The organism is Actinosynnema sp. CA-299493 (assembly GCF_050946825.1).
Lineage (GTDB): Bacteria > Actinomycetota > Actinomycetes > Mycobacteriales > Pseudonocardiaceae > Actinosynnema.
In genome coordinates this window covers 371375-397235 of record NZ_CP191993.1, presented here as the reverse complement: position 1 = coordinate 397235, position 25861 = coordinate 371375, and the positions used below count along the sequence as shown (strand labels likewise).

The window sequence follows — 25861 nt, the reverse complement described above, 5'->3', positions numbered from 1 at the left end:
CGATGACCGCGATCGACGAGCTGCTCCACCGCAACGCCGAATTGGGCAACATCGTTCCCGGCGACCGTTCCTCGCCGCGGCCTTCGATGCAAGTTGCCATCCTGACCTGCATGGACTCCCGCATCCGGGTGTTCGAGATCTTCGGCCTCAAGCAGGGTGAGGCGCACGTGCTGCGCAACGCGGGCGGTGTCGTGACGGATGACATGATCCGCTCGCTGGCGTTGAGCCAGCGCAAGCTCGGCACCCGCGAGGTGCTGCTGGTGCACCACACGAACTGCGGCCTGGAGCTGGTCACGGAGGACGACTTCAAGGACGAGCTGGAGGAAGCGTCCGGCCTGCGCCCGCCGTGGTCGGTGGAGGCGTTCCGCGAGGTGAAGGACAGCGTGCGCGGCTCGGTGAACCGGGTCCGGCACAGCGCCTTCCTCCCGCACCGCGACAACGTGCGCGGCTTCGTCTACGACGTGCACACGGGTCAGCTGACCGAAGTCGTCTGACCGGAAGTGGTCGGCGAACCGGTCGTGGGAGACTGTGCGGCGCTATGAGCCTGGACGCCGAGCTCCTCCTCGACTGGTTCGCCGACACCGCCCGCGACCTGCCCTGGCGACGGCCGGGGTGCACGGCGTGGGGCGTGCTGGTCAGCGAGATCATGTTGCAGCAGACCCCCGTCGCGCGGGTCGAGCCCCTCTGGCACGAGTGGCTGGCCCGGTGGCCGACGCCGTCGACGATGGCGGAGGCGAGCCAGGGCGAGGTGCTGCGCGCCTGGGGCAAGCTGGGCTACCCGCGCCGCGCCCTCCGGCTGCACGCCGCCGCGCAGGCCATCGCCGAGCTGCACGACGACGTCGTCCCGAGCGACGTCGACACCCTCCTGGCCCTGCCGGGCATCGGCGCGTACACGGCACGGGCCGTCGCGGCGTTCGCCTACGGGCAGCGGTGCCCGGTGGTCGACACGAACGTCCGCCGCGTCGTGGCACGGGCCGTGCACGGCGCGGGCGACGCGGGTCCGCCGTCCACCACCAAGGACATGAAGGACGTCGAAGCCCTCCTCCCCGAAGAGGAGGGGCGCGCCGCCGTCTACTCGGCCGCCCTGATGGAGCTGGGCGCCCTCGTCTGCACGGCCCGCGCGCCCAAGTGCGCCGACTGCCCCGTGTTCGACGCGTGCGCGTGGCAGCTCAACGGCCGTCCCGCGTACGACGGCCCGGCCAAGGTCGCGCAGAAGTTCGCGGGCACCGACCGGCAGGTGCGCGGCCTGCTGCTGGACGTGCTGCGCGGCACCAGCGAGCCGGTGGCGAAGTCCCGGCTCGACGTGGTCTGGTCGGACGCGGGCCAGCGGGACCGGTGCCTGCACTCGCTGCTCGTCGACGGTCTGGTCGAGCAGACGGTCGCGGGCCTGTTCGCGCTGCCCGGTGAGCACTGACCGTGCACGCGCTGGTGGTGTTCTTCGACGCCGAGGCCGACCAGGCCGTGCGGTCGCTGTGGCGGCGGATCGGTGCGAGGTCCGAACTGCCGCCGCACCTGACCTACGCGGCGGCGGGCACGATCGGGCCGAAGGCGCGCGCCGAGCTGCGCGAGGACCTGTCCCGGCTGTGGCTGCCCGACGTGTGGTTGCAGACCCTCAGCGCCACCGGGAGCGCGTTGCAGCTCGGCGCGGTCGTGGACGCCGAGCTGCTGGCCGTGCACTCGGCCGTGCACGACGTCCTCGCGGGCCGGGTGAAGCACCCCCACGGCCGGCACCTGCCGGGCAACTGGGTGCCCCACTGCACGTTGGTCGACGGCGAGGACGACGAGGTGAGGGCCGCGTTCGCCGAGCTGCACCCGATCACGCCGATCCGCGCCAAGACCCGCGAGATGGCGATCGTGGACACTCAGACCGGGTCGATCGAGCCGCTCAGGAACGCCTCCACCGCGCCCCGGTAGACCTCCGGCGCCTCGTCGTGCACGACGTGCCCGGACTCCGGCACCACCAGGTGCGTCGCCCCCGTCCGCCGCGCCACCTCGGCCATCTGCCCGGCGCGCAGCCCGCCGAGCCCCGCCTCGATCACCAGCATCGGGCACCGGATGGCGTCCACGTGGTCCCAGTACGCCCGCTCGCCCCACTCGGAGGCGATCTCGTACAGGTCGGGCAGGTGCGCGATGAGGTGCCAGCCGTCCTCGCGCTCCTCGAACATCTCCTCCACCCGCGGCACGTCCACGACCTGCCGCACGTGCGCCAGGGACTCGAACGCCGGCGGCCACGTGTCGAAGTACCACTTCCACTCCTCGACCGTGCGACCGCGGTTGTCCGGCACCACGTCCTCCGCCACGACCGCGCGCACCAGGTCTGGCCGGGTCGCGGCGAGCGCCCACGCGTGCAGCCCGCCCATCGAGTGCCCGATCACCACGGCGGGCGCGAGGTCGTGCCGCTCGATCACCTCGGCCGCGTCGGCGACGAAGTCCTCCGTCCGGTACGGCCCCCGCACCGGGTTGCGGCCGTGCCCACGCGCGTCCGGCGCGACCACCCGCCCGTGCGGCTTGAGCCACTGCGCCACCGTCCACCACGTGCTCGCCCGGCTCATCAGGCCGTGGAGCAGCAGGATGCCCTGCCCCGATCCCCCGAACTCCGCAACGCTCATGCGTGCATCATGTCGGCATGGCCATGAGTCCCCAGGCGCGCCCGTACCTGATCGTCGTCATCGTGGTGCTGGTCGTGGCCGGGATCGTCGTGGCCAGGATGCCGAGGGACCAACCGACCGCCACGCCGGCCACCACCACCACCACCACCACCACTCCGCCCGTGGTGAACGCCGAGGGCGGCGACGGGGCGGGTGACGCGTACTACCCGCAGGACGGCAACACCGGCTACGACGTCAGCGCGTACGACGTGTCCGTCAGCTACGACCCGGCCACGAAGCGGCTGGAGGGGGTCGCGACGATCACCGCCAGGGCCACCGCCGACCTGTCCCGGTTCAACCTCGACCTGTACGCGCTGGAGGTCTCGGGCGTCGACGTGCGCGAGCAGGCGGCCGGCTTCCGCCAGGAGGGCGACCACGAGCTGGTCGTCACGCCCGCGGCGCCCTTGGCGAACGGCGAGGAGTTCACCACCGCGGTCCGGTACGGCGGCGAGCCGACCCTGTTCGAGGACCGCGCGCTGGGCCGCAGCGGCTGGCAGGTCTCCTCGTCCGGCGGGGCGTTCGCGGCGGGCGAGCCGCACTCGGCGACCACCTGGTTCCCCGCCAACGACACCCCGCGCGACAAGGCGGCGTTCGCGTTGACCGCCCGCGTGCCGGAGGGCTGGTCGGTGATCTCCAACGGCGTCGAGGCCGGCTCCACCACCGCCGACGGCTGGACGTCGTTCCGCTGGGTCGCCGAGCAGCCGATGGCCACCTACCTGACCACGATCGCGATCGACCGGTGGACCGTCGAGCGGTCGGCGCTGCCCGACGGCACGCCCGTGGTGAACGCCTACGCGCCGGGCGCGGAGGGCGGCAGGCAGCACCAGGAGCGGCTGCCGGAGGTGCTCGCGTTCCTGGCCGAGAAGTTCGGGCCCTACCCGTTCTCCTCGGCGGGTGGGATCTTCCTGGCCGACGACATCGGCTTCTCGCTGGAGACCCAGACCCGGCCGATCTACGCGGGCTGGGCCGACCTCGACACCGTGGTGCACGAGAACGCGCACCAGTGGTTCGGCGACTCGGTGAGCCTGGAGAACTGGGCCGACATCTGCCTGAACGAGTGCTTCGCCTCCTACGCCCAGTGGCTGTGGGCGGAGGCCGAGCAGGACGTCGACCTGGACGCCCGGTACCACGCCGAGGTCGAGCGGGTGGGCGACCGCGAGACGTACTGGGGTCGCAAGCTCTACGACATGGGCCGGGGCAACGAGTTCCGCGGCGTCTACGACAAGGGCCAGCTCGCGCTGCACGCGTTGCGCCGCCAGGTCGGCGACCAGGCGTTCGACCGCGTGGTCAAGGACTGGGTGGCCGCGAACCGGGACGGCAACGCGTCGTGGCCGGAGTTCGAGGCGCACGTGGAGCAGGTGTCGGGGCAGGACCTGGACGCGTTCTTCGCCGCGTGGTTCCGCGGCGACCGGGCGCCCGCCGACGAGTTCCTGTACCCGGGCACGCTGCGGCGGTGACCCCGGGCCGGTCGGTGAAACTGGCTACAGTGGTTACATGGCGACGTGGGCGAGGACGCTGACCCGGCCGGACGGGCAGAGCTTCCGCTTCGACCCCGGCAGCTTCGCGATGGAACTGCTGGTCAGCGGCGGCCCGGGCGAGCTGCGGGTGTTCGAGGCGCTGCACCGGCCCGACGACCTGGCCGCGTGGCTGGTCGACTCGCGCCTCGCCGCGACCGCGCCGTTCACCGCGGCCGACGTGCGCGTCACCGAAGCCGAGCTGGACGCGGTGAAGCGGCTGCGCGACGCGTTCTGGCGGGTCGCCCGGGCGATGGTCCGGGGCGCCGACCTCCCGGCCGAGGGCCTGGCGGTGCTGAACGCGGCCACCGCCGAGACACCACGACCGGTCGTCGACCCCCGCACGCGCGCGCTCACGTGGGCACGGCCGATCACCGGCACGCAGGTGCTCGGCGCGGCGGCCCGTGACGCGGTCGAGCTCGTCGCGCACGGCGGCGTGCGCAAGTGCTCGGCGGACGACTGCGGCCTGCTGTTCGTGGACGCCTCCCGGGCGGGCAACCGCCGCTGGTGCTCGATGGAGCGCTGCGGCAACCGGCACAAGGTCCGCGCCCACCGGGCACGCCACGAGACGGAACCGGCCGGGGCGCAGTAACGTCGGGGCATGGCGGTTGTGAAGATCAATGCGATCCACGTGCCCGACGGCTCGGGCCCGGAGCTGGAGAAGCGGTTCGCCGCGCGACTGGGCGCGGTCGACTCCGAGCCCGGTTTCCTGGGCTTCCAGCTCCTGCGGCCGGTCAAGGGCGACGAGCGGTACTTCGTGGTCACCCAGTGGGAGACCGAGGAGGACTTCCAGAACTGGATGGGCGGCCGGGCCAAGGAGGCGCACTCGGGCGAGCGCGCCAAGCCCGTCGGCACCGGTTCGGACCTGCTGGAGTTCGAGGTCGTGCTCAGCTCCGAAGCGAAGAAGTGACCCTGAACGGGTGAACGAGGCGCTCGACCGCGCGGCGGAGCTGATCCGGTCCGCCGACGCGGTGCTGGTGTGCGCGGGGGCGGGGATGGGCGTCGACTCCGGCCTGCCCGACTTCCGCGGCGCGACCGGCTTCTGGCAGGCGTACCCGCCCTACGAGCGGTTGGGCCTGCGGTTCGAGGAGCTGGCCGACCCGGTGCACTTCGTGGAGGACCCGGCGCTCGCGTGGGGCTTCTACGGGCACCGGCTCGACCTGTACCGGCGCACGGCGCCGCACGACGGGTTCCGCGTGCTGCGGGAGTGGGGCGCGCGGGTGTTCACGTCGAACGTGGACGGCCAGTTCCAGCGGGCCGGGTTCGACCACGTGGCCGAGGTGCACGGGTCGATCCACCACCTCCAGTGCGTGGAGCCGTGCACGGACGACGTGTGGCCCGCCGACGGCGTCGTGGTGGACGTGGACCCCGGGTCGATGCGCGCGACCGGGCGGTTGCCGTCGTGCCGCAACTGCGGTGGGCTGGCGCGGCCGAACATCCTCATGTTCGGCGACTGGGCGTGGGTCGGCGGGCCGTCGCAGAAGGCGCTGGACGCGTTGGCTCAGTGGCGGCGGGCCCACCGCGGCATCGTCGTGCTGGAGCTCGGGGCGGGTGTCGCGGTGCCGACCGTGCGGCGTCAGGCGGAGCTGGCCAGTGCCGCGTCGGGCGCGTTGATCAGGATCAACCCGCGTGAGCCGGAGGTGCGGCACGGGCGCGGGGTGTCGTTGCCGATGGGCGCCCTGGCGGCGATCACCGAGTTGGCACGACGAATCGGGTGACCACGGCCCGGTGGTCCGAGCCGGGCACGTCGACGACGGCGAACGCGTCCACCGGGCACCGGTCGTCCACCAGCACGTGGTCGATGGCCACCGGCGGCGGCCACAGCGCGCCGCCGGACGGCCAGGTCGGGTCCAGGCCCGCGCCCACCTGATCGGCGGCGTCGACGTAACCGCCGTTGAGCAGCCGGCGCAGGCCGACGTGGTCCAGGGTGGCGTTGAAGTCGCCCGCGAGCACGCGCACCGGACCGTCCAGCTCCCGGTCCGGCAGGCCGGCCAGGTCGCGCTGCCAGCTCTCCGGCCCGGCGTCGACCACCGGCGGCAGCGGGTGCACGGACAGCACCTCCAGGTCCTCGCCGGGCAGGTCGACCAGCGCGCCGGCCTGGCGCAACGTGCTGGGCGGCGTGAGCGTGCGCGGGAACACCGGGTAGCGGGACGCGATGCCGGACCCGGAGCCGCCCGGCTCGTCCAGGAAGTGCCGGAAGGGCAGCACCTCGTCCAGGCCCGCGCGTTCGAGGTCGAGGACCATCGCCGGGGTCAGCTCCTGCAACGCGAGCACGTCGACGTCGTGCGCCTTCACCGCCGCCACGACCGCTTCCGCCTCGGCCTTGCCGACCAGCAGGTTCGCCGCCATCACGGTGACCTCCTGGCCGACGCCGACCGGCCGCGAGTCGGGGAACGCGCGTGGCGCGACGGCCGCCACCAGCACCACCGCGACCAGCGACGTCACCGTGCCGACCGCCCAGCGCCGCAGCAGCAGCGCGAGCGCGCCCAGCACCACGCCCGCCGCCGTGAAGTAGGGCGTGAGGGCGGTCGTGGCGACCATGTGCCGGGTGCCGTCGATGCCGAGCAGCCTGGTGAACGCGGCGAGCAGGAACGTGATGGCCGCCACTACCAGCAGGAACGTCGTCCCCTTGCGCCTGGTGCGGCGTTCCCCGATGTCGACCACGCGTTCTAGTCTGCCCGAGTGGAAGTGTTGCTGACGGGCTTCGAACCGTTCGGCGGGGAGGTCACCAACCCGTCCTGGGACGCGGTCGAGGCGGTGCGGTCGGACGGTCACCGGCTGACGAAGCTGCGCCTGCCGTGCGTGTTCGGCGAGTCGATCGCCGCCGTGCGCGACGCCCTCGCCGTTCGCCGGTACGACCTCGTCGTGTGCGTGGGGCAGGCCGGTGGCCGGGACGGGGTCACGCCGGAGCGCGTCGCGGTGAACCTGGACGACGCCCGGATCCCGGACAACGCCGGCGGACGGCCCATCGACGAGCCGGTGGTGCCCGGCGGTCCGGCGGCGTACTTCACCGGGCTGCCGGTGAAGGCGTGCGTGGCGGCGCTGGCGGCCGAGGGCATCCCGGCGTCGGTGTCGCACTCGGCGGGGACGTTCGTGTGCAACCACGTGTTCTACGGCCTGATGCACCTGGTCGCGACCGAGCACCCGGACGTGCGCGGCGGGTTCGTGCACGTGCCGTTCTCGCCGGAGCAGGCCGAGGCGGGCGGTCACCCCAGCCTGCCCGTGGCCACCGCGGCACGGGCGCTGGAACTGATCGTGCGCACCTCGCTGAGCACGTCCACCGACCTGCGCACCACCGCCGGCACCCTGCACTGACGGCGGCTTCCCCTCAGCTGACGGCGCCTTCGCGCTGACCGTCCGAGCACGCGAAACGCCCCCCGGGCGAACCCGGGGGGCGTTCCACGTCGGTCACATCAGGCGGACTCGGAGTCCGAGTCGCCGACCGAGTCGCCACCGGAGGCGGCCAGGTCGACCGGCGGGGCGTCCGGCACCTGCAGCGGCTTGGTCTCGCCGCGGAAGGTGAAGTGCGCCTTGTCGTCGGCCTCGGACTCGCCGTCCCAGCCCTCGACGTCGGTGATGATGATCTGGCCGGGCTGGATCTCCCCGAACAGGATCTTCTCCGACAGCTGGTCCTCGATCTCGCGCTGGATCGTGCGACGCAGCGGCCGGGCGCCCAGCACGGGGTCGAACCCGCGCTTGGCCAGCAGCATCTTCGCGCGATCCGTGAGCTCGATCGCCATGTCCTTGTTCTTCAACTGCGTCTCGACGCGGGCGATCATCAGGTCCACCATCTTGATGATCTCGTCCTGCGTGAGCTGGTGGAAGACGATGATGTCGTCGATGCGGTTGAGGAACTCGGGCCGGAAGTGCTTCTTCAGCTCGTCGTTGACCTTGTTCTTCATGCGCTCGTAGTTGGACGCGGTGTCCTGACCCGAGGTGAAGCCGAGGCCGACGGCCTTGCTGATGTCCGACGTGCCCAGGTTGGACGTGAAGATGATGACGGTGTTCTTGAAGTCCACCGTCCGGCCCTGACCGTCGGTCAGGCGGCCGTCCTCCAACACCTGGAGCAGCGTGTTGTAGACCTCCTGGTGCGCCTTCTCGATCTCGTCGAACAGCACCACGGAGAACGGCTTGCGGCGCACCTTCTCGGTGAGCTGGCCGCCCTCCTCGTAGCCGACGTACCCGGGAGGGGCGCCGAACAGGCGCGACGCCGTGTAGCGGTCGTGGAACTCGCCCATGTCGATCTGGATCAGGGCGTCGTCCTCGCCGAACAGGAAGTTCGCCAGCGCCTTCGAGAGCTCGGTCTTGCCCACACCGGACGGGCCGGCGAAGATGAACGAGCCGGAAGGGCGCTTCGGGTCCTTCAGACCGGCCCTCGTGCGGCGGATCGCCTGCGACACGGCCTTGACCGCGTCGACCTGGCCGATGATCCGCTTGTGCAGCTCGTCCTCCATGCGGAGCAGACGCGTGGTCTCCTCCTCGGTGAGCTTGAACACGGGGATGCCGGTCCAGTTCGCCAGCACCTCGGCGATCTGCTCGTCGTCCACCTCGGCGACGACGTCGAGGTCGCCGTCCTTCCACTGCTTCTCCCGCTCGGCCTTCTGGCCCAGCAGCGTCTTCTCCGCGTCACGGAGCTTCGCCGCGCGCTCGAAGTCCTGCGCGTCGATCGCGGACTCCTTGTCCCGGCGCACGTCGGCGATCTTCTCGTCGAACTCGCGCAGGTCCGGCGGCGCGGTCATCCGGCGGATGCGCATCCGCGCGCCCGCCTCGTCGATGAGGTCGATCGCCTTGTCCGGCAGGAACCGGTCGTTGATGTACCGGTCGGCCAGCGTCGCGGCGGCGACCAGCGCGGAGTCGGTGATCGAGACGCGGTGGTGCGCCTCGTACCGGTCCCGCAGACCCTTGAGGATCTCGATCGTGTGCTCCAGCGACGGCTCGCCGACCTGGATCGGCTGGAACCGGCGCTCCAGGGCGGGGTCCTTCTCGACGTACTTGCGGTACTCGTCGAGGGTGGTCGCGCCGATGGTCTGGAGCTCGCCGCGGGCCAGCATGGGCTTGAGGATCGACGCCGCGTCGATCGCGCCCTCGGCCGCACCGGCGCCCACCAGGGTGTGGATCTCGTCGATGAACAGGATGATGTCGCCGCGCGTGCGGATCTCCTTGAGGACCTTCTTCAGGCGCTCCTCGAAGTCACCGCGGTAGCGCGAGCCCGCGACCAGCGAACCCAGGTCCAGCGTGTAGAGCTGCTTGTCCTTCAGCGTCTCGGGCACCTCGCCCTTGACCACCATCTGGGCCAAGCCCTCGACCACGGCGGTCTTGCCCACGCCGGGCTCGCCGATCAGGACCGGGTTGTTCTTGGTGCGGCGGGACAGCACCTGCATGACCCGCTCGATCTCCTTGGTGCGCCCGATCACCGGGTCGAGCTTGCCCTCCCGCGCGCTGGCGGTCAGGTTGCGCCCGAACTGGTCGAGGACCAGGGAGGAGGACGGGGTGCCCTCGCCGCGGCCGCCGGACTCCGTCGGCTCCTTGCCGCCGGAGTAGCCGGACAGGAGCTGGAGGACCTGCTGGCGCACCCGGTTGAGGTCCGCGCCGAGCTTGACCAGCACCTGGGCGGCGACGCCCTCGCCCTCGCGGATCAGGCCGAGCAGGATGTGCTCCGTGCCGATGTAGTTGTGTCCGAGCTGCAGCGCTTCGCGCAGTGACAGCTCGAGCACCTTCTTGGCGCGCGGGGTGAAGGGGATGTGGCCGGATGGGGCCTGCTGACCCTGGCCGATGATCTCTTCGACCTGCTGGCGGACGCCCTCCAGCGCGATCCCCAACGACTCCAGCGCCTTGGCGGCGACACCTTCACCCTCGTGGATCAACCCCAGGAGGATGTGCTCGGTGCCGATGTAGTTGTGGTTGAGCATCCGGGCCTCTTCTTGGGCCAGGACAACCACCCGCCTCGCGCGGTCGGTGAACCTTTCGAACATTCGCACTCCCTGACTGCTGCGCCGGCGGTCCTCGGGCTCACCCCTGGCCGACCGTCTGGCTGACCGTTGGAGAGCGCGGCACCGTGGGACCACTGTAGTCGTCAGCCCCGACACTCTCAGTTCCCGATCGCAGGCAGCCGTCTTCGGGGATCTCTGACATCGGTACCAACGCGTGATCTGCCAGCGGGATTCCACGGAACGGGGGTTGTCCGCTGAGCGCGAACATTCAACCGTTCGGCGACAACGGCGGTGACCGGGGTCACCGGAGGGGTGCGAGTTAGGGCGACCTCGGTTAGGTTAGGCATGCCTCATGCTCCACTGAACCACCCGGCCACCCCGAACCGACGAGGACCTCCCGGACATGACCGTACCGACCCGGACGACGGTGTGCGACGTGACGACCCCCGTCGCGCGGTCCCTCGGGCGGGTGTCGCTGTACGAGGGTTTCGAGGTGCGGTTCGGGCTGCCGGCCGAGCGCGGCGACTGGGTCCTGTGCTCGGAGTTCACGGGTGAGCCGGAGCGGTTCGACGCGTGGCGCAAGGCGTTGGCGGAGTGGCTGCGCGAGCAGCACGGCGAGGCACCCGAGCGCACCACGGCCGGGTACGTCATGAGCTGGTACCTCAACGTCGTCGGCGTGCTGGGCGGGCTGCTGTTCCACACCGCGCGGCGGGTGCCGTCGCTGCGGCCCGCCGACGTGGCGATCAGGATCGCGCCCTCGGGTCGGCCGCACGTGGTCGGCGTGGCGTTGCTGAGCGACGAGTTCGCGTGCCTGCCGGACGACCCCGAGGGCGACCACCCGACGGCGACCGCGGTGGCCGACGAGACCGCGCTGGCGGCGTTGCTGAGGGCACGGTTCGCGGCGCACAGCGCGCAGTTCGTGGGCGCGTACGGGCCGACCGTGCGGCTGGGGCGGCGGATGCTGTGGGCGGCGGCCACGGACGCGCTGGACAGCGCGGCGTGGACGGTGGGCCAGCTGTGCGGCGACGAGACCGCGGGCGTGATGGACTCGGCGCTGCTGCTGCCGGCCAAGCTCGACCCGTTCACCTCGGCGTCGACCCTGCGGGCGACCGACACGGGCTGGACCCGCCGCCGCGAGAGCTGCTGCTTCCACTTCGTGCTGCCGAACGCCGACGCCTGCGCCACCTGCCCCCGCGTCCGCTGACCCCGCGCGGGTCAGCGCTCGGGGGTGCGGTGGCGGTGGCCGACCGGGACGACCAGGGGGGTGCCGGTGACCGGGTCGGGGACGACGCGGGCGTCCAGGCCGAAGACCTCCAGCAGGTTCGGCTCGCTCAGCACGTCGGCCGGCGCGCCGGCCACCACGATCCGCCCCTCCTTCATCGCGACCAGGCGGTCGGCGTAGCGGGCGGCCAGGTTCAGGTCGTGCAGGACCATCACCACGGTCCGGCCGAAGTCCCGGTGCAACCGCTGCACGAGGTCCAGCACGTCGATCTGGTGCGCCAGGTCCAGGTAGGTCGTCGGCTCGTCCAGCAGCAGCAGGTCCGTGCCCTGGGCCAGCGCCATCGAGATCCACGCCCGCTGCCGCTGCCCGCCGGACAGCTCGTCCACGGTCCGGTCGGCCAGCTCCGCCATGGAGGTCATCTCCAGGGCCGACGCCACCGCCGCCTCGTCCTCCGGCGACCACTGCCGGTACCACGCCTGGTGCGGGTGCCGACCCCGTGCCACCAGCTCCCCCACGGTCAGCCCCTCGGGCGCCTGCGGCGACTGCGGCAGCATCGCCAGCACCTTCGCCACCTCGCGGGTGGGCGTCCGGTCGATCCGCTTGCCGTCCAGCACCACCGCGCCCGACCGCGCGGGCAGCAACCGGCCCAGGGCCCGCAGCAACGTCGACTTGCCGCACCCGTTGGGCCCGATCACCGCCGTCACCGAACCGGACAGCACGTCCAGGTCCAGCCCGGACACCACCAGCCGCTCCCCGTACCCCACGGACAGCGACTGCGCCTGCAGCCGAACAGCGGTCATACCCGTGCCTCCCGACGACTGCGGACGAGCAGGTACATCAGATAAGGAGCGCCGATCACCGCCGTCACCACGCCCACCGGCAGCTCGAACCCGCCGAACGCCAGCCGCGCGACCAGGTCCGACACCACCACCAGCAGCGCGCCGACCACGGCCGACCCGAGCAGCGGCGGCGTGGCGGTCCCGGCCACCCGCAGCGCGATCTGCGGCGACGCCAGCGCCACGAACGCCACCGGTCCGGCCGACGCCGTGGCCACGGCCGCCAGCACGACCGCGATCAGCAGCAGCACGCTGCGCGCCCCGTCGAGCCGCACGCCGAGCCCGCGCACGGTGTCGTCGTCGAACCGCAGCGCGCCCAGCAGCCGCGAGCCGACCAGCGCCGCCGGGATCAGCACCGCCAGCGCCAACCCGACCGGCACGACGTGCTCCCACCCGCGCCCGTTCAGGCTGCCGGTGATCCACACCATCACCCGCGCCGCGTCGGTCACGTCGCCGACGGTCAGCAGGTAGTGGGTGATGTTGCCGGTCACGGCCGAGACGCCGATGCCGACGAGCACCAGCCGGAACCCCTCGATCCCCCGTCGCCACGCCAGCCCGTAGACCAGCAGGCCGGCCAGCAGCCCGCCGCCCAGCGCCGCCAGCGGCACGCCGACCTTCGCCACGGTCCCGCCCACCGCGCCCATCGACCCGGCGAACGTGATCACGGTGACCGCGCCGGCCCCCGCGCCCCACGTCACGCCGAGGATGTCCGGGCTCGCCAGCGGGTTGCGCGCGATCGACTGGAAGACCGCGCCCGCCACCCCGAGCGCCGCGCCGACGAGCACCCCGGTCAACGCCCGCGGCAGCCGCAGGTCGAGCACGATGAACCGCTGACCGCGCTGACCGCCGCCCAGCAGCACGTCGAACACCTGCCCCAGCGGGATCGGGAAGTCACCGCGGGCCACGCTCACCGCGCCCGCGAGCACCACCAGCGCCAGCCCCACGACCACCACGACGAACGGCCGCCACCGCAGCGGTCCCGACACGGGTCCGACCCGGAACCCCTTGACCGGGCCGCCCCTCACAGCTTCACCAGCTTCCGCCGCCGCACCAGGGCGATGAAGAACGGCGCGCCGACCAGCGCCATCACCACGCCCACCTCGAGCTCGCCCGGCCTGGTCACGACCCGCCCGACGACGTCCGCGACCAGCAGCACGATCGCGCCGATCACCCCGGCGAACGGCAGCAGCCACCGGTAGTCCGGCCCGGTCAGCGCCCGCGCCGCGTGCGGCACGACGAGCCCGAGGAACCCGATCGGCCCGCACACCGCCACCGCGCCGCCCACCAGCAACGTCGTCGCGGCCACGCCGACGACCCTGGTCGCCGCCACCCGCTGCCCCAGCGACCTGGCCACGTCGTCACCCAGCGACAGCGCGTTCAGGCCGGGCGCGTTGCCCGCCGCCAGCACGAGCCCGAGCACCAGGAACGGCAGCACCTGCCACAGCACCGCGAGGTCGCGCCCGGCGATGCCGCCGACCTGCCAGAACCGGAACGCGTCGAGGCTCTGCCGGTCCAGCAGCACGAGCGCGGACACCAGCCCCTGCATGAGCGCGCTGACCGCCGCGCCCGCCAGCGCCAACGTCACCGGCGTCGGCCCGGTGCGCCCCGACCCCAGCAGGAACACCACCACGCTGGCCACGAGCGCGCCGCCGAACGCGAACCACACGTACCCGTAGAGGCTGGTCACACCCAGCGTGAAGATCGACAGCACGACCGCGAACGCCGCGCCCTGCGTGACGCCGAGGATGCCCGGGTCGGCCAGCGGGTTGCGGGTGTGGCCCTGCATCAACGCGCCGCCGACGCCCAGCGCGACACCGACCGCGATGCCGAGCAGCGTGCGCGGCACCCGCAGCTCACGGACGACGAGGTCGTTCTCCAGCCCCGTCGGCGCGGTCAACGCGTGCCAGACGTCGGCGATCGGGATGTCCTTCGCGCCGATGGCGACGCTGGCGAGGGCGACCAGGGCGAGGAGCCCGACGAGCAGCGCCAGGCGGGTGGTGCGGAGAGCCAACGCGCTTGCTCCTCCCACGGCGACCCGACGTTCGGTGAGGTAAGCCTAACCGAACACGGTGCGATCACCGCCGAGCACGCTCCGTGCCGCCGAACGGCCGAGTCGAAGATCACCCTGACGGGCCGGCGGTCATCCGCAGAATCGATCTTCGCAACTCACCGGCAAGTCCTGGAAAACAACCGAGGGGCGCCGGAGGATTCCGGCGCCCCTTCGTCGATTGACGTAATTGCCGTGGCCTGCGCCACGTGCACAACTCGCGTCAGCCCTGCTGGTGGTAAGCCTCCAGCACCTCGGCCGGGATGCGCCCGCGATCGGAGACCTTCATCCCCTGCTTGCGCGCCCACTCCCGAATGGCCTGGTTCTGCTCGCGATCCGCCGAAGCCGGACGAGCTGCCTTCACACCGGCCGGACGACCCGGGCCGCGCTTGCGACCGCCCGCCTTGCGGGCACTGGCGACGAAGTCGGCGAGAGCGTCGCGGAGCCTGCCCGCATTGCCCGCAGAAAGGTCGATCTCGTAGGACACACCGTCCAATCCGAAGCCGACCGTCTCCTCTGCCTTCCCACCGTCCAGGTCATCGACCAGGGTCACGGTGACCTTCTGCGCCATGCGTATCCTCCTGGACTCGAATGCGCGGTGTTCCCCGACCGCGACCTAAAGCATTGGCGAGTGCAGGTTAGCGCACAACTGCGGGAATGCGCCGCCTGGAGTCCGAGAAGTTACTCATTCCGGGCGCACGAGGGGGAAGAGGATCGTCTCCCGGATACCGAGACCGGTGAGCGCCATCAGCAGCCGGTCGATGCCCATTCCCACACCACCGCTCGGTGGCATTCCGTACTCCAGTGATCGCAGAAAGTCTTCGTCGACCGGCATCGCCTCGGCGTCGCCGGTCGCCGCCAGCCGGGCCTGGGCTTCCAACCGCTCCCGCTCGACCACGGGGTCCACCAGTTCCGAGTATCCCGTGGCCAACTCGAAACCGCGCACGTACAGGTCCCACTTTTCCGCCACACCCGGCCGGGTGCGGTGCTGACGGGTGAGCGGCGAGGTCTCCACCGGGAAATCGCGCACAAACGTGGGCGCGTGCAGCGCGTCACCGACCAGGTGCTCCCACAGCTCCTCGACCAGCTTGCCGTGCCCGGTCTTCGGGTCCGTCTCCAGGCCGTGCTTGTCGGCCAGCTCGCGCAACCGCTCCGGAGAAGTTTCGGGCGTGACTTCTTCGCCCGCCGCTTCGGACAACGACTCGTACATGCCCAACGTGGTCCACTCGCCACCGAGGTCGTACTCCGTGCCGTCGACCAACGTCACCACGTGCGAGCCCGCGATCGCCAACGCGGCTTCCTGGATCAGCTCCCGGGTCAGCACCGCGTTGGAGTCGTACGTGGCGTACGCCTCGTAGTACTCCAGCATCGAGAACTCGGGCGAATGCGACGAGTCCATGCCCTCGTTGCGGAAGTTGCGGTTGATCTCGAAGACCTTCTCGATACCACCCACCACGCACCGCTTCAGGTACAGCTCGGGCGCGATCCGCAGGAACAGGTCGATGTCGAGCGCGTTCGACCGGGTCACGAACGGCCGGGCGGTCGCGCCGCCCTGCAACGTCTGCAACATCGGGGTCTCGACTTCGATGAAACCACGCCGGTGGAACGACTCCCGCAACGAGCGCACCACGGCGGCCCGGTTGCGCACCGTGTTCCGGGCCTGCTCGCGCAGGATCAGATCGACGTACCGCTGGCGAATGCGGGTTTCCTCGGCGAGTTCCTTGTGCGCGACCGGCAACGGGCGCAACGCCTTCGCCGTCATCGACCACTGGTCCGCCATCACGGACAGTTCGCCGCGGCGGGACGTGATGACCTCGCCGTGCACGAATACGTGGTCGCCCAAGTCGACGTCGGACTTCCATTCGCCGAGCGACTGCTCGCCGACGCCGTTCAGGCTCAGCATCGCCTGCAGTTCGGTGCCGTCGCCCTCGCGCAGCGTGGCGAAGCACAACTTGCCGGTGTTGCGGATGAACATGACCCGGCCCGTCACACCGACCACATCACCGGTCGCGGTGTCCGGTTCCAGTCCCTGATGCGCTTCGCGGACCTCGCGCAACGTGTGCGTGCGCGGGACTTCGACCGGATACGGGTCGACCCCGCGTTCCAGCAGTCGCGCCCGCTTCTCCCGGCGCACCCTCAGCTGCTCGGGCAGATCGTCGTCGCTGGTCGCGGAACCGGTCGCTGGCTGCTCACTCACAAGACGAAGAGTACGGAAAGACCACTCGGGAAATCGAACCGGATCTCACTAGGCTCTTCCTGGTGACGGGAGATGACTTGCGGGCCAGGCGGGCGAACTCCTTCGGAGCCCAAGCCCCGGCGTACGCGGAACACCGACCGGACTACCCCGCCGAGGCCATCCGCTGGGTGCTGGAGCCGCTGGGCGGAGGACCGCGCCAGGTGCTCGACCTCGGCGCGGGCACGGGCAAGCTGACCGGCGGGCTGATCGCCCAGGGGCACCACGTGACGGCGGTGGAGCCGAACGAGGCGATGCTGTCGGAGCTGGTGCGCCACCACGGCGCGGCACGCGCGCTGCCCGGCAGCGCGGAGCGGATCCCGGTGCCGGACGGCACGGTCGACGCCGTCGTGGTCGGCCAGGCGTTCCACTGGTTCGACCCGGCGCGCGCGTTGCCGGAGATCGCCCGCGTGCTGCGGTCGCGCGGCGTGCTGGCGGCGCTGTGGAACGACTACGACGACTCGACGCCGTGGGTGGCCGAGTTCGTCCGGACCTCCTGGTCCAGCGTCAGCGCGCAGGACGAGCTCGCCTTCGACCCGGTGACCGAGCACGAGCTGTTCGCCGGCGCGGAGACTCGGGTCTTCCCGCACTCGCACCGGCGCACCGCCGAGTCCCTGGTGGCGATGGTCAACACGCACTCGCACGCCATGGTGGTCCCGGAGAAGGAGCGGGCCGCGATGAACGCGAGGATGCTCGCGTTCCTCAAGTCCCGCCCCGAAACCGCCGAGGGCGAGTTCGACCTCCCCCTCATCACCTACGTCAAGCGCCTGCGGAGGGTCTGACACCCCCGCCGCGAGGTCGCGTCGATCGTTCGGGTCCTCATTTCCCGGCGATCACGCTCTTCGATCGTCGGGAAATCAGGGCGCGAGCGGTCGACTTCCGGGCGACCTCGCCGCCGTCTGCGGAGCAGCGGCCATCAAACACGGTTCCGCTCGAAGACCAGGCGCAGGCCCAGCAGGGTCAGGTCCGGCACGTGCGCCTGGATGGTGGCCGACTCGGTCACCACGAGGGGCGCGAGGCCGCCGGTCGCGATGACCGTGACCGGGCCGGGCTCGCTGAGCTGGAGCTCGTCCACGATCCGGCGCACCAGGCCGTCCACCTGGCCCACGAACCCGTAGACGATGCCGGACTGAAGGCACTCCACGGTGTTCTTGCCGATCACCGACCGGGGCCGCACCAGCTCGACCTTGCGCAGCTGCGCGGCGCGGGCCGCCAGCGCGTCGACCGAGATCTCGATGCCCGGCGCCAGCGCGCCGCCGAGGAACTCGCCCTTGGCCGAGATCACGTCCAGGTTCGTGGACGTGCCGAAGTCGACCACCACGCACGCCGTGCTGTGCAGGTGGTGCGCGGCCAGCGTGTTGATCACCCGGTCGGAGCCGACCTCCTTGGGGTTGTCCACCAGCAGCGGCACGCCGGTCCGCACGCCGGGCTCCACCAGCACCTTCGGCACGCCGCCGTAGTACCGGCCCAGCATCACGCGCAGCTCGCGCAGCACCGCGGGCACGGTGGACAGCGCCGAGATGCCGGTGATCTTGTCCGCGTACTCGCCGAGCAGGCCGCGCATGGTCAGCGCCAGCTCGTCGGCGGTCATCCGGGCGTCGGTGCGCATCCGCCAGTCCCGGACGAGCGCGGCGGAATCACCGGCGCCGTCGTACAGGCCGAGCACGATGTTGGTGTTGCCGACGTCGATGGCTAGCAGCACAGCGGGTCTCCCCTGGGTCTCGGCCTACTAGTCCTCGGCCTGGATCAACGCGTCCAGCGCCGCGGCGTCCTCGGTCTCCGCCGCCACCGGCTCCGGCGGCGCGGTCGTGGACCCGTTCACGAGTCCCGAGCCCGCCGGCGCGTGCGCCGGGTCCGCGCCGAGCTCGACCGCCTTGTTGTCCGCGTCGACGAAGACCACCTTCGGTTCGTACACCCGCGCCTCGGCGTCGTCCATCTGCCCGTAGGCGATGAGGATCACCAGGTCGCCCGGCTTGACGAGGTGCGCCGCCGCGCCGTTGATGCCGATCACGCCGGTGCCGCGGGCGCCGGGGATGACGTAGGTCTCCAAGCGGGCGCCGTTGGTGACGTCCACGATCGCGACCTGCTCGCCGGCCAGCAGGTCGGCGGCCTCCATCAGGTCCTCGTCCACCGTGACCGAGCCGACGTAGTGCAGGTCGGCCTGGGTGACGGTGGCCCGGTGGATCTTCGACTTGAGCATGGTGCGGAACATGGCGGTCCCCTCACTCGTCGCCGGCGCCGAGCAGCACGGCGGCGTTGTCGATCAGTCGGGTGGAGCCGACGCGGGCGGCCACCAGCAGGCGGGCGTCGCCGTTCTCCGGCGCCGGACCGAGGTCGGGCGCGCGCAGCTCCAGGTAGTCGAGGTCGACGCCGGGCACCGCGGCGAGGGTGTCGCCTGCGGCCTTGAGCACGGCGTCCGCGCCCTGCCCGCTGACGTACGCGCCCGCCACCAGGGCGGCGGACAACGCGGTCGCGGCGGTGCGCTCCTCGGCGGACAGGTAGCGGTTGCGCGAGGACAGCGCCAGGCCGTCGGGCTCGCGCACGGTCGGCACGCCGACCACGTCCAGCGGGAAGTTCAGGTCGCGCGCCATCCGGTGGATCAGCGTGAGCTGCTGGTAGTCCTTCTCGCCGAACACCGCGTAGGTCGGCTGCACGATGTTGAACAGCTTGGCGACCACGGACAGCACGCCGGCGAAGTGGCCGGGGCGGGTCCTGCCCTCCAGGTCGTCGCCGAGCGGACCCGGGCTCACGGTGACCGTGCTGCCCGGCAGGTACATGTCGTCCACCGACGGCGCGAACACCAGGCCGACGCGCTCCTCGCGGCAGACGTCCACATCGGACTCGAAGCTGCGCGGGTAGCGGTCGAAGTCCTCGTTCGGGCCGAACTGGGTCGGGTTCACGAAGAGGGAGACGACGACCACGGTGTTCTGCATGACGTGCGCTTCGCGGATCAGCTTGCGGTGGCCCTCGTGCAGCGCGCCCATGGTCGGCACCAGGGCGATGTTGCGGCCGGCCGCCCTCAACGCCCGGGTGACGCGACGCAGCCGTTCCGGGTCGCGGTGCACCGTCACGTCGTTGGGCGTGTAGTCGTCCTTGGTGAGCGGCTTGGTCATGCCTGTCCCTCTAGGGTGGTGCGGACGTCGGACGCGAGTTCGGGCTTGAGCAGCCCGGCGGCCTGGGCGCGGGCCGCGGTGCGGAGCGCGAGGATTCGGTACGCGGGGAGCGCTTCGGTGTCCGAGAGCACCGCCAGGTGCTTGGCCACGGTGCCCGCGTCGCCGCGCGCGACGGGGCCGGTGAGGGCGCGGTCGCCGTGCCGCAGGGCGTTGTCCAGGGCGGCGGACAGCAGCGGGCCCAGCATCCGCTCGGCGTCCTGGATGCCCGCGTCGCGCAGCAGGTCAGCGCAGTCGGCGACCAGCGTGATCAGGTGGTTGGCGCCGTGCGCGAGGGCGGCGTGGTAGAGCGGGCGGGCGGCCTCGGGCACCCGCACCGGCTCGGCGGACATCTCCACCACCAGGGCCTCGCCGACGTGCCACGCGACCTCGTCGTCGTCGGCCGCCGTGACGCCGACGGAGCAGGCGTTCACCCGCTGCACGTCCTCGACCCGGCCGGTGAACGTCATCACGGGGTGCAGCGCCACGCACAGCGCGCCGAGGTCGGCGGCGGGCCGCAGCACGCCCACGCCCTGCGCGCCGCTGGTGTGCACGACGATCTGGCCGGCGCGCAGCGAACCGGTGGCGACGAGGCCGCGCACCAGGCCGGGCAGCTCGTCGTCCGGCACGGCCAGCAGCACCAGGTCGGCGGCGGCGGCCACCTCGGGCGGCGACAGCACGGGCGCGTCGGGCAGCAGCTCTTCGGCGCGGCGCAGCGAGTCGCGGGAAACGGCGGACACGGCGCTCACGACGTGTCCCGCCCGGGACAGCGCGGCGCCCAGCACCGAACCCACCCGGCCGGCCGAGATCACTCCCACGGCCAACCGCGCGGGGCGGGGGGTCGCGTCCATGCGACGTACTCCTTCACCGCGGCGTTCCAGTCCCGATGCCCGGGTACCGGACGACGGCCGCGAGCGTAATCCGGTGTGCTGCCAGGGGCCGTCAACTGCGACGAACGCCACCCGCGGCCTTCAGCGCGCCCGGCGCGTCCACGGCGGCCTGACGTGCGGCGACGAGCGCGGCGAGCAGCTTGGCGTGACGTTCCTCCGCGTCGTGGCCCGCCGTGCCGTCGGCCATCCGGTGGCGCAGGAACGCCAGTTCCGTGGCGGCGACCTGGTAACCCGCGACCGCCTTGGCCGCCTCGTCGCCGACCTTGCGCTTGACCGTGCGCCGCCACCGGCTGCGGCCCTGGAGGCTCGCCAGCAGGGTGACCTCGCTGGAGGCGATCCACTTGTTGGCGGCCATGGTCGGCAGCTGGCCCGCGACGATCCGCTGCTCGCGGCGGCGCTGCCAGACGACCATCAGCGCCATGCCGGCGAAGATCGGCACCATGATCAGGAAGTACAGGTTGATGAAGGTGGAGCCGGTGCCGACGGTGGTGGAGAAGTTCCACAGCGAGTGCAGACCGGCCGCGCCGAGGTAGCCCAGCAGCGGCGCGGCGATCCGCACCTTGCGGTTCGTGGTCATGGCCGCGATGCCGATCCCGATGCCGGTCATCGACGTGAACAGCGGGTGCGCGAACGGCGAGAGCACGCCGCGCAGGACGAACAACGCGATCACGCCGCTGCTCAGGTCGCCGAAGCCGCTGTCGGAGAAGACGCGGGCGAAGTACCAGATGTTCTCGGTGAACGCGAAGCCGGCGGCCGTCACGCCCGCGTACACCACGCCGTCCACCACGCCGTCGAACTCCTGGCGGCGGCGCAGGAACAGCACCACGATGAACGCGGCCTTCGCGGCCTCCTCGGTGATCGGCGCGCCGATCACGGCGGCGAACGTGCTGCCGTCGCCGCCGTCGATGAGCTGGCCGAGCACGTGCGCGCTCTGGTTGAACACCAGGGAGGTGATCGTCGCGCCGCACGCGCCCCAGAGGAAGGCCAGCAGCAGGATCTTCGCGGGCTCCGGCTCCCAGCGGTCGATCCACAGGTAGGCGCCGATCACGGCGAGGACGGGCAGCAGCGCGGCCACCGCGCCGACCAGGATCGGCAGCAGCCCGGTCCGCGAGGTGCCGAGGCCGAGCAGGACCAGCCCGCACACGCCCAGCGCGATCAGGCCCAGGACCGGGAGCAGGACGGTCCAGCGCTGCTGCTCGACGCGCTTGCGGGCGGGAGTGGTCACGGTGGGAAACCTTAAAGGGACACTTGACCGGTGGTGGAGTCGGAAGCCCTGTGGCGGGAGGCCTTGTACGGGCCGTCGGGTTTCTTCACGCGCGGCGAGGTCCCCGCCGACCACTTCCGCACCGCGCCGCTGGTGGGTCCTGAGCTGGCCGAAGCGCTGCTCGTGCTGCTCGAACGGGTGGACTTCGCGCTCGGCGGGCCGTCCCGGCTGGACTTCGTGGACGTGGGCGCCGGCGGCGGTGAGCTGGCGGACGCGGTGCGGTCCTCGGCGTCGGGGTCGCTGGCGGCGCGGCTGGTGGTGACGGCGGTGGACGTGGGGCCGGCCCGGTCCGTGCCCGGGGTGCGGTGGAGGTCGGCGCTGCCGACGTCGGTGTGCGGCCTGCTGGTGGGGCACGAGTGGCTGGACGCGGTGCCCTGCCCGCTGGTCACGGGGCCGTCGTCGCACCCCTGGTCGGCGCGCTGGTGGCCGGTGGCGGAGGGGGAACGGGCGGAGATCGGCGAGCCGCGGGACGTGGCGTGGGCGGACGCGGTGTCGCGGGTGGCGCGCGGGGCGGCGCTGGCGGTGGACTACGGGCACGTGCGGGCCGACCGGGTGGCCGGGCGGTACGCGGCGGGCACGTTCGCCGCGTACCGGGGCGGGCGTCGGGTCGAGCCGGTGTTCGACGGCACGTGCGACCTGACGGCGCACGTGGCGCTGGACGCGTGCGCCGAGGCGGCCGGTGGCGAGTGGGCGCTGGTCTCGCAGCGGGACGCGCTGGCGGCGCTGGGCCTGGTCGGCGCGGTGTCGCCCGGTGAGCCCGACTGGTTGGCGGCGGCCGCGCGGGCGTCGCGGATCGCGGAGCTGCGGGCCGAGGGCGGGCTGGGGTCGTTCGGCTGGCTGCTGCACGGCGTCGGCGTGCCGGTGTCGGCGCTGCTCCCGCCCCTGCCCCCGTGGCGGCCCTGAGGCCTACAACGCCCAGGGCGGGGTGATCGGCTGGTCCCCGACCAGGCCCGTGATCCCGACCGACGTGGCGACCAGGACCTTGGCCGGGCCGCCGACCAGCTGGAACTCCACGTGCGGCGGGACGACGACCGTGTCACCGGCGCCCGCCTCGACGTCGTTGACGGTCACCCGGCCCTCCAGGACGTGGAACACCTCCTCCTTGTCGACCTGGTGCCGTTCGCCCTTCGCGTCCGCCGGCACCTCGACGGTCCACAGGGCGATCTGCGTGCTGCCGCCGCGGGACGGGGAGGCGTGGGGGTGGAACACGAAGCCGTGGCGCTCGAACATCGCTCTCCAAACTAGTCAACCAAGTTGTCTAGTTGCAGACTAGGCGACCGTGGAACCCGTGTCGATGCTGTTCGCCAGGACGTTCCGTCTGATGACCGACCGCTTCCACGAACGACTGGCCGGACGCGACCTCGAACCGCTGCGCCCGGCGCACGGCTTCGTCTTCCGCTACCTGGCCACCCAACCCTCGGCCACCGCCGTCGACCTCGCCGCCCACCTGGGCGTCTCCAAGCAGGCCGCCGCCAAGACCGTGGCCGAACTGGTCGACTGGGGCTACGTCCACCGGACGCCCCACCCGACCGACCGCCGCGCCCACGTCCTGACCCTGACCGGCAAGGGCCGCTCCTACCTCAGCCTGGCCGACGCCCTCTGGTCGGAACTGGAGGACGAGTTCGCGTCCACCGTCGGCCCGGAACGGCTGACCGCCCTGCGCGAAGCCCTGGAGACCTACCTGGCCGACGCCGACCCCACCGGCCTCCGCCCGGTCTGGTGACCGCCGGCGCGACGGCCGAAGACCGCCGGCGGTGGCGGGTGGGGTGGGCGAAGGTCGAGCGCATGAGAATCCACGCGCTGCCGAACGACGTGCTGGACCGCGCCCGCGAACTCGCCGGCACGGACCGGCACCACGAGTGGCACGCCGAGTCGCCCGGCGCGCCGCTGCGCTGCTGCCTGCGCAAGGCCGGGCCGGGCGAGCCGCTGGTCCTCTTCCGCCACACCCCCGCCTCGGGCGCGGGACCGTACGAGGAGTCGGGGCCGGTGTACGCGCACGCCGAGCCGTGCGACGGGCCCGCGACCGCGGCGGCGTTCCCCGAAGCGCTGCGCCACGCGCCGCGGACCCTGCGCGCCTACACCGCCGAAGGCCGCATCCACGGCGGTGAGGTCGCCGACCCGGACCGCCTCGACGTCCGGGTCGCCGCGTTGCTCGACGACCCGGACGTCGCCGCGATCCAGGTCCGCAGCGCGTCGCACGGGTGCTTCCTGTTCGCGATCACCCGCGACTAGCTTTCGCGCTCCACGTACAGGCAGTACAGGTCGAACCCGCCGGCGGTGGCGTCGAACTGCTTGACCAGGTCTCCGCTGTCCTCGAACTCGGCGTACACGTGGTGGGTGCCCTCGCCCAGGCCGACGGCGAACAAGGGCCGCCCGACGGGCGAGTCGCAGGCGGCCACGCCGGCGCCGGGGGCGTAGAACTCCGGGCAGGTCTCGCACGGCGGCAGGGTGAACTCGTGCGCGGTGGAGCCCGCCAACTTGATGGTGATCGGGCTGTTGACGGTGTTGTAGAAGGTGATCGTGATCGGGCCGCCCGTGCCGAGGGGCGCGGGCACCTGCACCCGCGCGTCGGTGCCGATGGCCACCTCGGCGGAGATCCGCGCCGACTTGGCCTGCGGCAGGCCGCCGTGGTCCGGGAAGGTCCTGATGAACCGGTCCAGCGTGTCGAGCGCGGTCTGGGCCTCACCCTCGCGCAGCTGGTTCAGCCCGCAGTCGAGCATGGCGAGCGGGTGCTTGACCTTCGCCTCGCCCGCCACCTTCGCGGCGGCCCTGCTGGTCAGATCGGCGAAGAAGGCGAAGGAGTCCACCGCCTGGCACGGCTGGCCGGCGAGCGGCGCGGTGGCCGCCGCGTAGAGCGCGTCGAACGCCGCGGGCACCTCCTTGGCGGACGGCGTGTCACCGAACTCGTCGGCGATGGCCTCCAGGGCGGTGACCCCCGCCCTGGCGCTGACGGGCGGCGGTTCGGAGGTGACCTCCTTCGCCAGCCGCAGGTAGGTGTCGGCGACCTCCGGGCCGAACGACTCGTCCTCGGCGAGCAGGTCGCGGTAGACCTTGATCGACTCGGACAGCTTGCCCTCGTCGCGCAGGCCGCGGGCCCAGGTCGTGTAGGTCTCGACGAGCTCGTCGTGGACGAACGGGCCCAGCGGGCTGCCCGGGTGGTCGCGGCGGAACTGGCCGTAGCGCTGCACGGCGGTGGCTTCGTCCTCGGAGTCGGCCGCGCGGGTGAAGTCGGCGCACTCGACCAAGCCGCGGTTCGCCGCCGCGACGTCCGAGCTGAGCGTCAGCTCGTAAGGTCCGGTCACCGCCTCGAACCGGCCGGTCGCCGCCGCGCAGTCACCGCGGCCCTGAGCGGCTAGGCCGTCGTCGTAGGCGCTGCGGCCCAGCACGCCGTACCCGACGTACGCGCCCACCACGGCGACCACCGCGATCGCCCCGATGACCACGGGCCTGCGGTTCGCGACCGGCGGGTGCTTCACCCCGATCCGCCACGCGTCGAGGACGAGGAACGCGAGCCAGCACCCCGCCAGGGTCCGCCACAACCACGGGTCGGCCGCCGCGTTGGTGGCGAACGCGACGACGACGAGCACGACCGCGAGGACGGCCGCCGTCCACGCTCGCGGGCGTCGGCGCAGGTAGAAGTAACCGGCCCCGACCCCGGTCAGGTTCAACAGCACGGCCGCCGCGGTGGACTTGGCGGGCGGCGGTGTCGGCGGCGTCGGCGGGATCCGCAGGATCGGGTCCGTCGGCGTCGGGTCGACCCACTCGACTTGCGCCTCCGGCCCGGCCTGCCGCGCCCACGGGTTCTCCGCCACGGTGGGGTGAGCCGCCGAGAGCTCGGGAGAGTGGGCGGTCGCCGGTCCGGCTGCCGACTGCTCGGCAACCGGCGGTTCGGCGACCGGCGGAGCCTGCGGTGCGACGGCCGATGGTTCAACCGTTGACGGCTCGACGGCCGGCGGTGAAGCGGCCGGTAGTTCAGCGGCCGGCGGCTCGACGACGGCCGGCGGTGAAGCAACCGGTGGTTCGGCCCGATCCGGTCCGGTGGCCGGCTCGGTGGCCCGCGGTGCTTCCGGTTCGACGGGTGCGGGTTCCGGCGTCGGTTCGGCGGTTGCCGGTTCGGTGGCCGGTGCT

General features: G+C 72.2%; 28 protein-coding genes. 13 read left to right on the top strand and 15 right to left on the bottom strand.

The window, feature by feature from the left end; all coding sequences use genetic code 11:
- Window positions 1–2 precede the first annotated feature (2 nt).
- The 3 genes from ACQPYE_RS01995 to ACQPYE_RS01985 are packed head-to-tail and all read left to right on the top strand — an operon-like array spanning window position 3 to window position 1914.
- A complete protein-coding gene (locus ACQPYE_RS01995) occupies window positions 3–494 on the top strand; it encodes a beta-class carbonic anhydrase (RefSeq protein WP_498718811.1) in 492 nt (163 codons plus the stop codon).
- Between the two features lie 44 nt (window positions 495–538).
- On the top strand, window positions 539–1414 hold the full coding sequence (locus tag ACQPYE_RS01990) for an HhH-GPD family protein (protein ID WP_498718810.1): 876 nt from the start codon (window positions 539–541) through the stop codon (window positions 1412–1414).
- Between the two features lie 2 nt (window positions 1415–1416).
- Window positions 1417–1914 carry a 2'-5' RNA ligase family protein gene (locus tag ACQPYE_RS01985; protein ID WP_498718808.1) on the top strand — a complete coding sequence of 166 codons (498 nt, stop codon included), beginning with the start codon at window positions 1417–1419 and terminating at the stop codon, window positions 1912–1914.
- On the opposite strand, the gene ACQPYE_RS01980 is transcribed toward ACQPYE_RS01985, so the two are convergent.
- The gene (locus tag ACQPYE_RS01980) at window positions 1863–2609 is read right to left on the bottom strand and encodes an alpha/beta fold hydrolase (protein ID WP_498718807.1); all 747 of its coding nucleotides are present in this window, start codon (window positions 2607–2609) and stop codon (window positions 1863–1865) included. The two genes, ACQPYE_RS01985 and ACQPYE_RS01980, sit on opposite strands and share 52 nt — an antisense overlap.
- 17 nt (window positions 2610–2626) lie before the next feature.
- Between ACQPYE_RS01980 and ACQPYE_RS01975 the strand changes: the two genes are divergently transcribed.
- The 4 genes from ACQPYE_RS01975 to ACQPYE_RS01960 are packed head-to-tail and all read left to right on the top strand — an operon-like array spanning window position 2627 to window position 5880.
- Window positions 2627–4105 carry a M1 family metallopeptidase gene (locus tag ACQPYE_RS01975; RefSeq protein ID WP_498718806.1) on the top strand — a complete coding sequence of 493 codons (1479 nt, stop codon included), beginning with the start codon at window positions 2627–2629 and terminating at the stop codon, window positions 4103–4105.
- A gap of 37 nt (window positions 4106–4142) precedes the next feature.
- A complete protein-coding gene (locus tag ACQPYE_RS01970; RefSeq protein WP_498718805.1) occupies window positions 4143–4754 on the top strand; it encodes a CGNR zinc finger domain-containing protein in 612 nt (203 codons plus the stop codon).
- Window positions 4755–4763: 9 nt separating this feature from the next.
- Window positions 4764–5072, top strand: coding sequence for an antibiotic biosynthesis monooxygenase family protein (locus ACQPYE_RS01965; protein ID WP_053715850.1), 309 nt, complete (start codon window positions 4764–4766; stop codon window positions 5070–5072).
- A 10-nt stretch (window positions 5073–5082) separates the two neighbouring features.
- Entirely contained in the window at window positions 5083–5880 is a 798-nt protein-coding gene (locus ACQPYE_RS01960) for an SIR2 family NAD-dependent protein deacylase (RefSeq protein WP_498718803.1), read from the top strand.
- On the opposite strand, the gene ACQPYE_RS01955 is transcribed toward ACQPYE_RS01960, so the two are convergent.
- A complete protein-coding gene (locus ACQPYE_RS01955) occupies window positions 5852–6826 on the bottom strand; it encodes an endonuclease/exonuclease/phosphatase family protein (protein ID WP_498718802.1) in 975 nt (324 codons plus the stop codon). The genes ACQPYE_RS01960 and ACQPYE_RS01955 overlap by 29 nt on opposite strands.
- Window positions 6827–6844: 18 nt before the next feature.
- Here ACQPYE_RS01955 and pcp point away from each other — a divergent pair, with 18 nt between their 5' ends.
- Entirely contained in the window at window positions 6845–7477 is a 633-nt protein-coding gene (pcp, locus tag ACQPYE_RS01950) for a pyroglutamyl-peptidase I (RefSeq protein WP_498718801.1), read from the top strand.
- Window positions 7478–7575: 98 nt separating this feature from the next.
- Here pcp and ACQPYE_RS01945 read toward each other — a convergent pair whose 3' ends face one another.
- Window positions 7576–10134, bottom strand: coding sequence for an ATP-dependent Clp protease ATP-binding subunit (locus tag ACQPYE_RS01945; protein WP_498718800.1), 2559 nt, complete (start codon window positions 10132–10134; stop codon window positions 7576–7578).
- Between the two features lie 361 nt (window positions 10135–10495).
- On the opposite strand from ACQPYE_RS01945, the gene ACQPYE_RS01940 reads away from it, so the two are divergent.
- On the top strand, window positions 10496–11296 hold the full coding sequence (locus ACQPYE_RS01940; protein WP_498718798.1) for a (2Fe-2S)-binding protein: 801 nt from the start codon (window positions 10496–10498) through the stop codon (window positions 11294–11296).
- 11 nt (window positions 11297–11307) lie between these two features.
- Here the strand turns inward: ACQPYE_RS01940 and ACQPYE_RS01935 are convergent, their stop codons facing one another.
- The 5 genes from ACQPYE_RS01935 to lysS form a co-directional block, all read right to left on the bottom strand.
- The gene (locus ACQPYE_RS01935; RefSeq protein ID WP_498718796.1) at window positions 11308–12114 is read right to left on the bottom strand and encodes an ABC transporter ATP-binding protein; all 807 of its coding nucleotides are present in this window, start codon (window positions 12112–12114) and stop codon (window positions 11308–11310) included.
- Entirely contained in the window at window positions 12111–13136 is a 1026-nt protein-coding gene (locus ACQPYE_RS01930; protein ID WP_498718795.1) for a FecCD family ABC transporter permease, read from the bottom strand. Before ACQPYE_RS01930 ends, ACQPYE_RS01935 begins: the two co-directional genes overlap by 4 nt.
- A 35-nt stretch (window positions 13137–13171) precedes the next feature.
- Entirely contained in the window at window positions 13172–14161 is a 990-nt protein-coding gene (locus ACQPYE_RS01925) for a FecCD family ABC transporter permease (protein WP_498718794.1), read from the bottom strand.
- A gap of 259 nt (window positions 14162–14420) precedes the next feature.
- On the bottom strand, window positions 14421–14768 hold the full coding sequence (locus tag ACQPYE_RS01920; protein WP_033443198.1) for a histone-like nucleoid-structuring protein Lsr2: 348 nt from the start codon (window positions 14766–14768) through the stop codon (window positions 14421–14423).
- Window positions 14769–14882: 114 nt separating this feature from the next.
- Window positions 14883–16394, bottom strand: a complete 1512-nt coding sequence (gene lysS, locus ACQPYE_RS01915; RefSeq protein ID WP_498718793.1) for a lysine--tRNA ligase — start codon at window positions 16392–16394, stop codon at window positions 14883–14885.
- A 62-nt stretch (window positions 16395–16456) separates the two neighbouring features.
- On the opposite strand from lysS, the gene ACQPYE_RS01910 reads away from it, so the two are divergent.
- A complete protein-coding gene (locus ACQPYE_RS01910; RefSeq protein ID WP_498718792.1) occupies window positions 16457–17212 on the top strand; it encodes a class I SAM-dependent methyltransferase in 756 nt (251 codons plus the stop codon).
- 134 nt (window positions 17213–17346) lie between these two features.
- On the opposite strand, the gene ACQPYE_RS01905 is transcribed toward ACQPYE_RS01910, so the two are convergent.
- The 5 genes from ACQPYE_RS01905 to ACQPYE_RS01885 form a co-directional block, all read right to left on the bottom strand.
- A complete protein-coding gene (locus ACQPYE_RS01905) occupies window positions 17347–18132 on the bottom strand; it encodes a type III pantothenate kinase (RefSeq protein WP_498718791.1) in 786 nt (261 codons plus the stop codon).
- Window positions 18133–18159: 27 nt separating this feature from the next.
- Complete coding sequence (gene panD, locus ACQPYE_RS01900) at window positions 18160–18642, bottom strand: aspartate 1-decarboxylase (RefSeq protein ID WP_498718790.1); 483 nt, start codon at window positions 18640–18642, stop codon at window positions 18160–18162.
- Window positions 18643–18652: 10 nt separating this feature from the next.
- Window positions 18653–19543 carry a pantoate--beta-alanine ligase gene (gene panC / locus ACQPYE_RS01895; RefSeq protein WP_498718789.1) on the bottom strand — a complete coding sequence of 297 codons (891 nt, stop codon included), beginning with the start codon at window positions 19541–19543 and terminating at the stop codon, window positions 18653–18655.
- On the bottom strand, window positions 19540–20430 hold the full coding sequence (locus ACQPYE_RS01890; protein ID WP_498718788.1) for a Rossmann-like and DUF2520 domain-containing protein: 891 nt from the start codon (window positions 20428–20430) through the stop codon (window positions 19540–19542). Before ACQPYE_RS01890 ends, panC begins: the two co-directional genes overlap by 4 nt.
- Before the next feature lie 91 nt (window positions 20431–20521).
- Window positions 20522–21694, bottom strand: coding sequence for a PrsW family intramembrane metalloprotease (locus ACQPYE_RS01885; protein ID WP_498718787.1), 1173 nt, complete (start codon window positions 21692–21694; stop codon window positions 20522–20524).
- Between the two features lie 30 nt (window positions 21695–21724).
- Here ACQPYE_RS01885 and ACQPYE_RS01880 point away from each other — a divergent pair, with 30 nt between their 5' ends.
- Window positions 21725–22636: an SAM-dependent methyltransferase gene (locus tag ACQPYE_RS01880; protein WP_498718786.1), complete on the top strand. Its 912-nt coding sequence runs from the start codon at window positions 21725–21727 to the stop codon at window positions 22634–22636.
- Window positions 22637–22639: 3 nt separating this feature from the next.
- On the opposite strand, the gene ACQPYE_RS01875 is transcribed toward ACQPYE_RS01880, so the two are convergent.
- Complete coding sequence (locus tag ACQPYE_RS01875; RefSeq protein ID WP_498718785.1) at window positions 22640–22963, bottom strand: cupin domain-containing protein; 324 nt, start codon at window positions 22961–22963, stop codon at window positions 22640–22642.
- 49 nt (window positions 22964–23012) lie between these two features.
- Between ACQPYE_RS01875 and ACQPYE_RS01870 the strand changes: the two genes are divergently transcribed.
- Window positions 23013–23456, top strand: a complete 444-nt coding sequence (locus ACQPYE_RS01870; RefSeq protein WP_498718784.1) for a MarR family winged helix-turn-helix transcriptional regulator — start codon at window positions 23013–23015, stop codon at window positions 23454–23456.
- A gap of 62 nt (window positions 23457–23518) precedes the next feature.
- Window positions 23519–23965 carry a DUF1203 domain-containing protein gene (locus tag ACQPYE_RS01865; protein ID WP_498718783.1) on the top strand — a complete coding sequence of 149 codons (447 nt, stop codon included), beginning with the start codon at window positions 23519–23521 and terminating at the stop codon, window positions 23963–23965.
- On the opposite strand, the gene ACQPYE_RS01860 is transcribed toward ACQPYE_RS01865, so the two are convergent.
- On the bottom strand, window positions 23962–25545 hold the full coding sequence (locus ACQPYE_RS01860) for a hypothetical protein (protein ID WP_498718782.1): 1584 nt from the start codon (window positions 25543–25545) through the stop codon (window positions 23962–23964). The two genes, ACQPYE_RS01865 and ACQPYE_RS01860, sit on opposite strands and share 4 nt — an antisense overlap.
- Window positions 25546–25861: the final 316 nt, after the last annotated feature.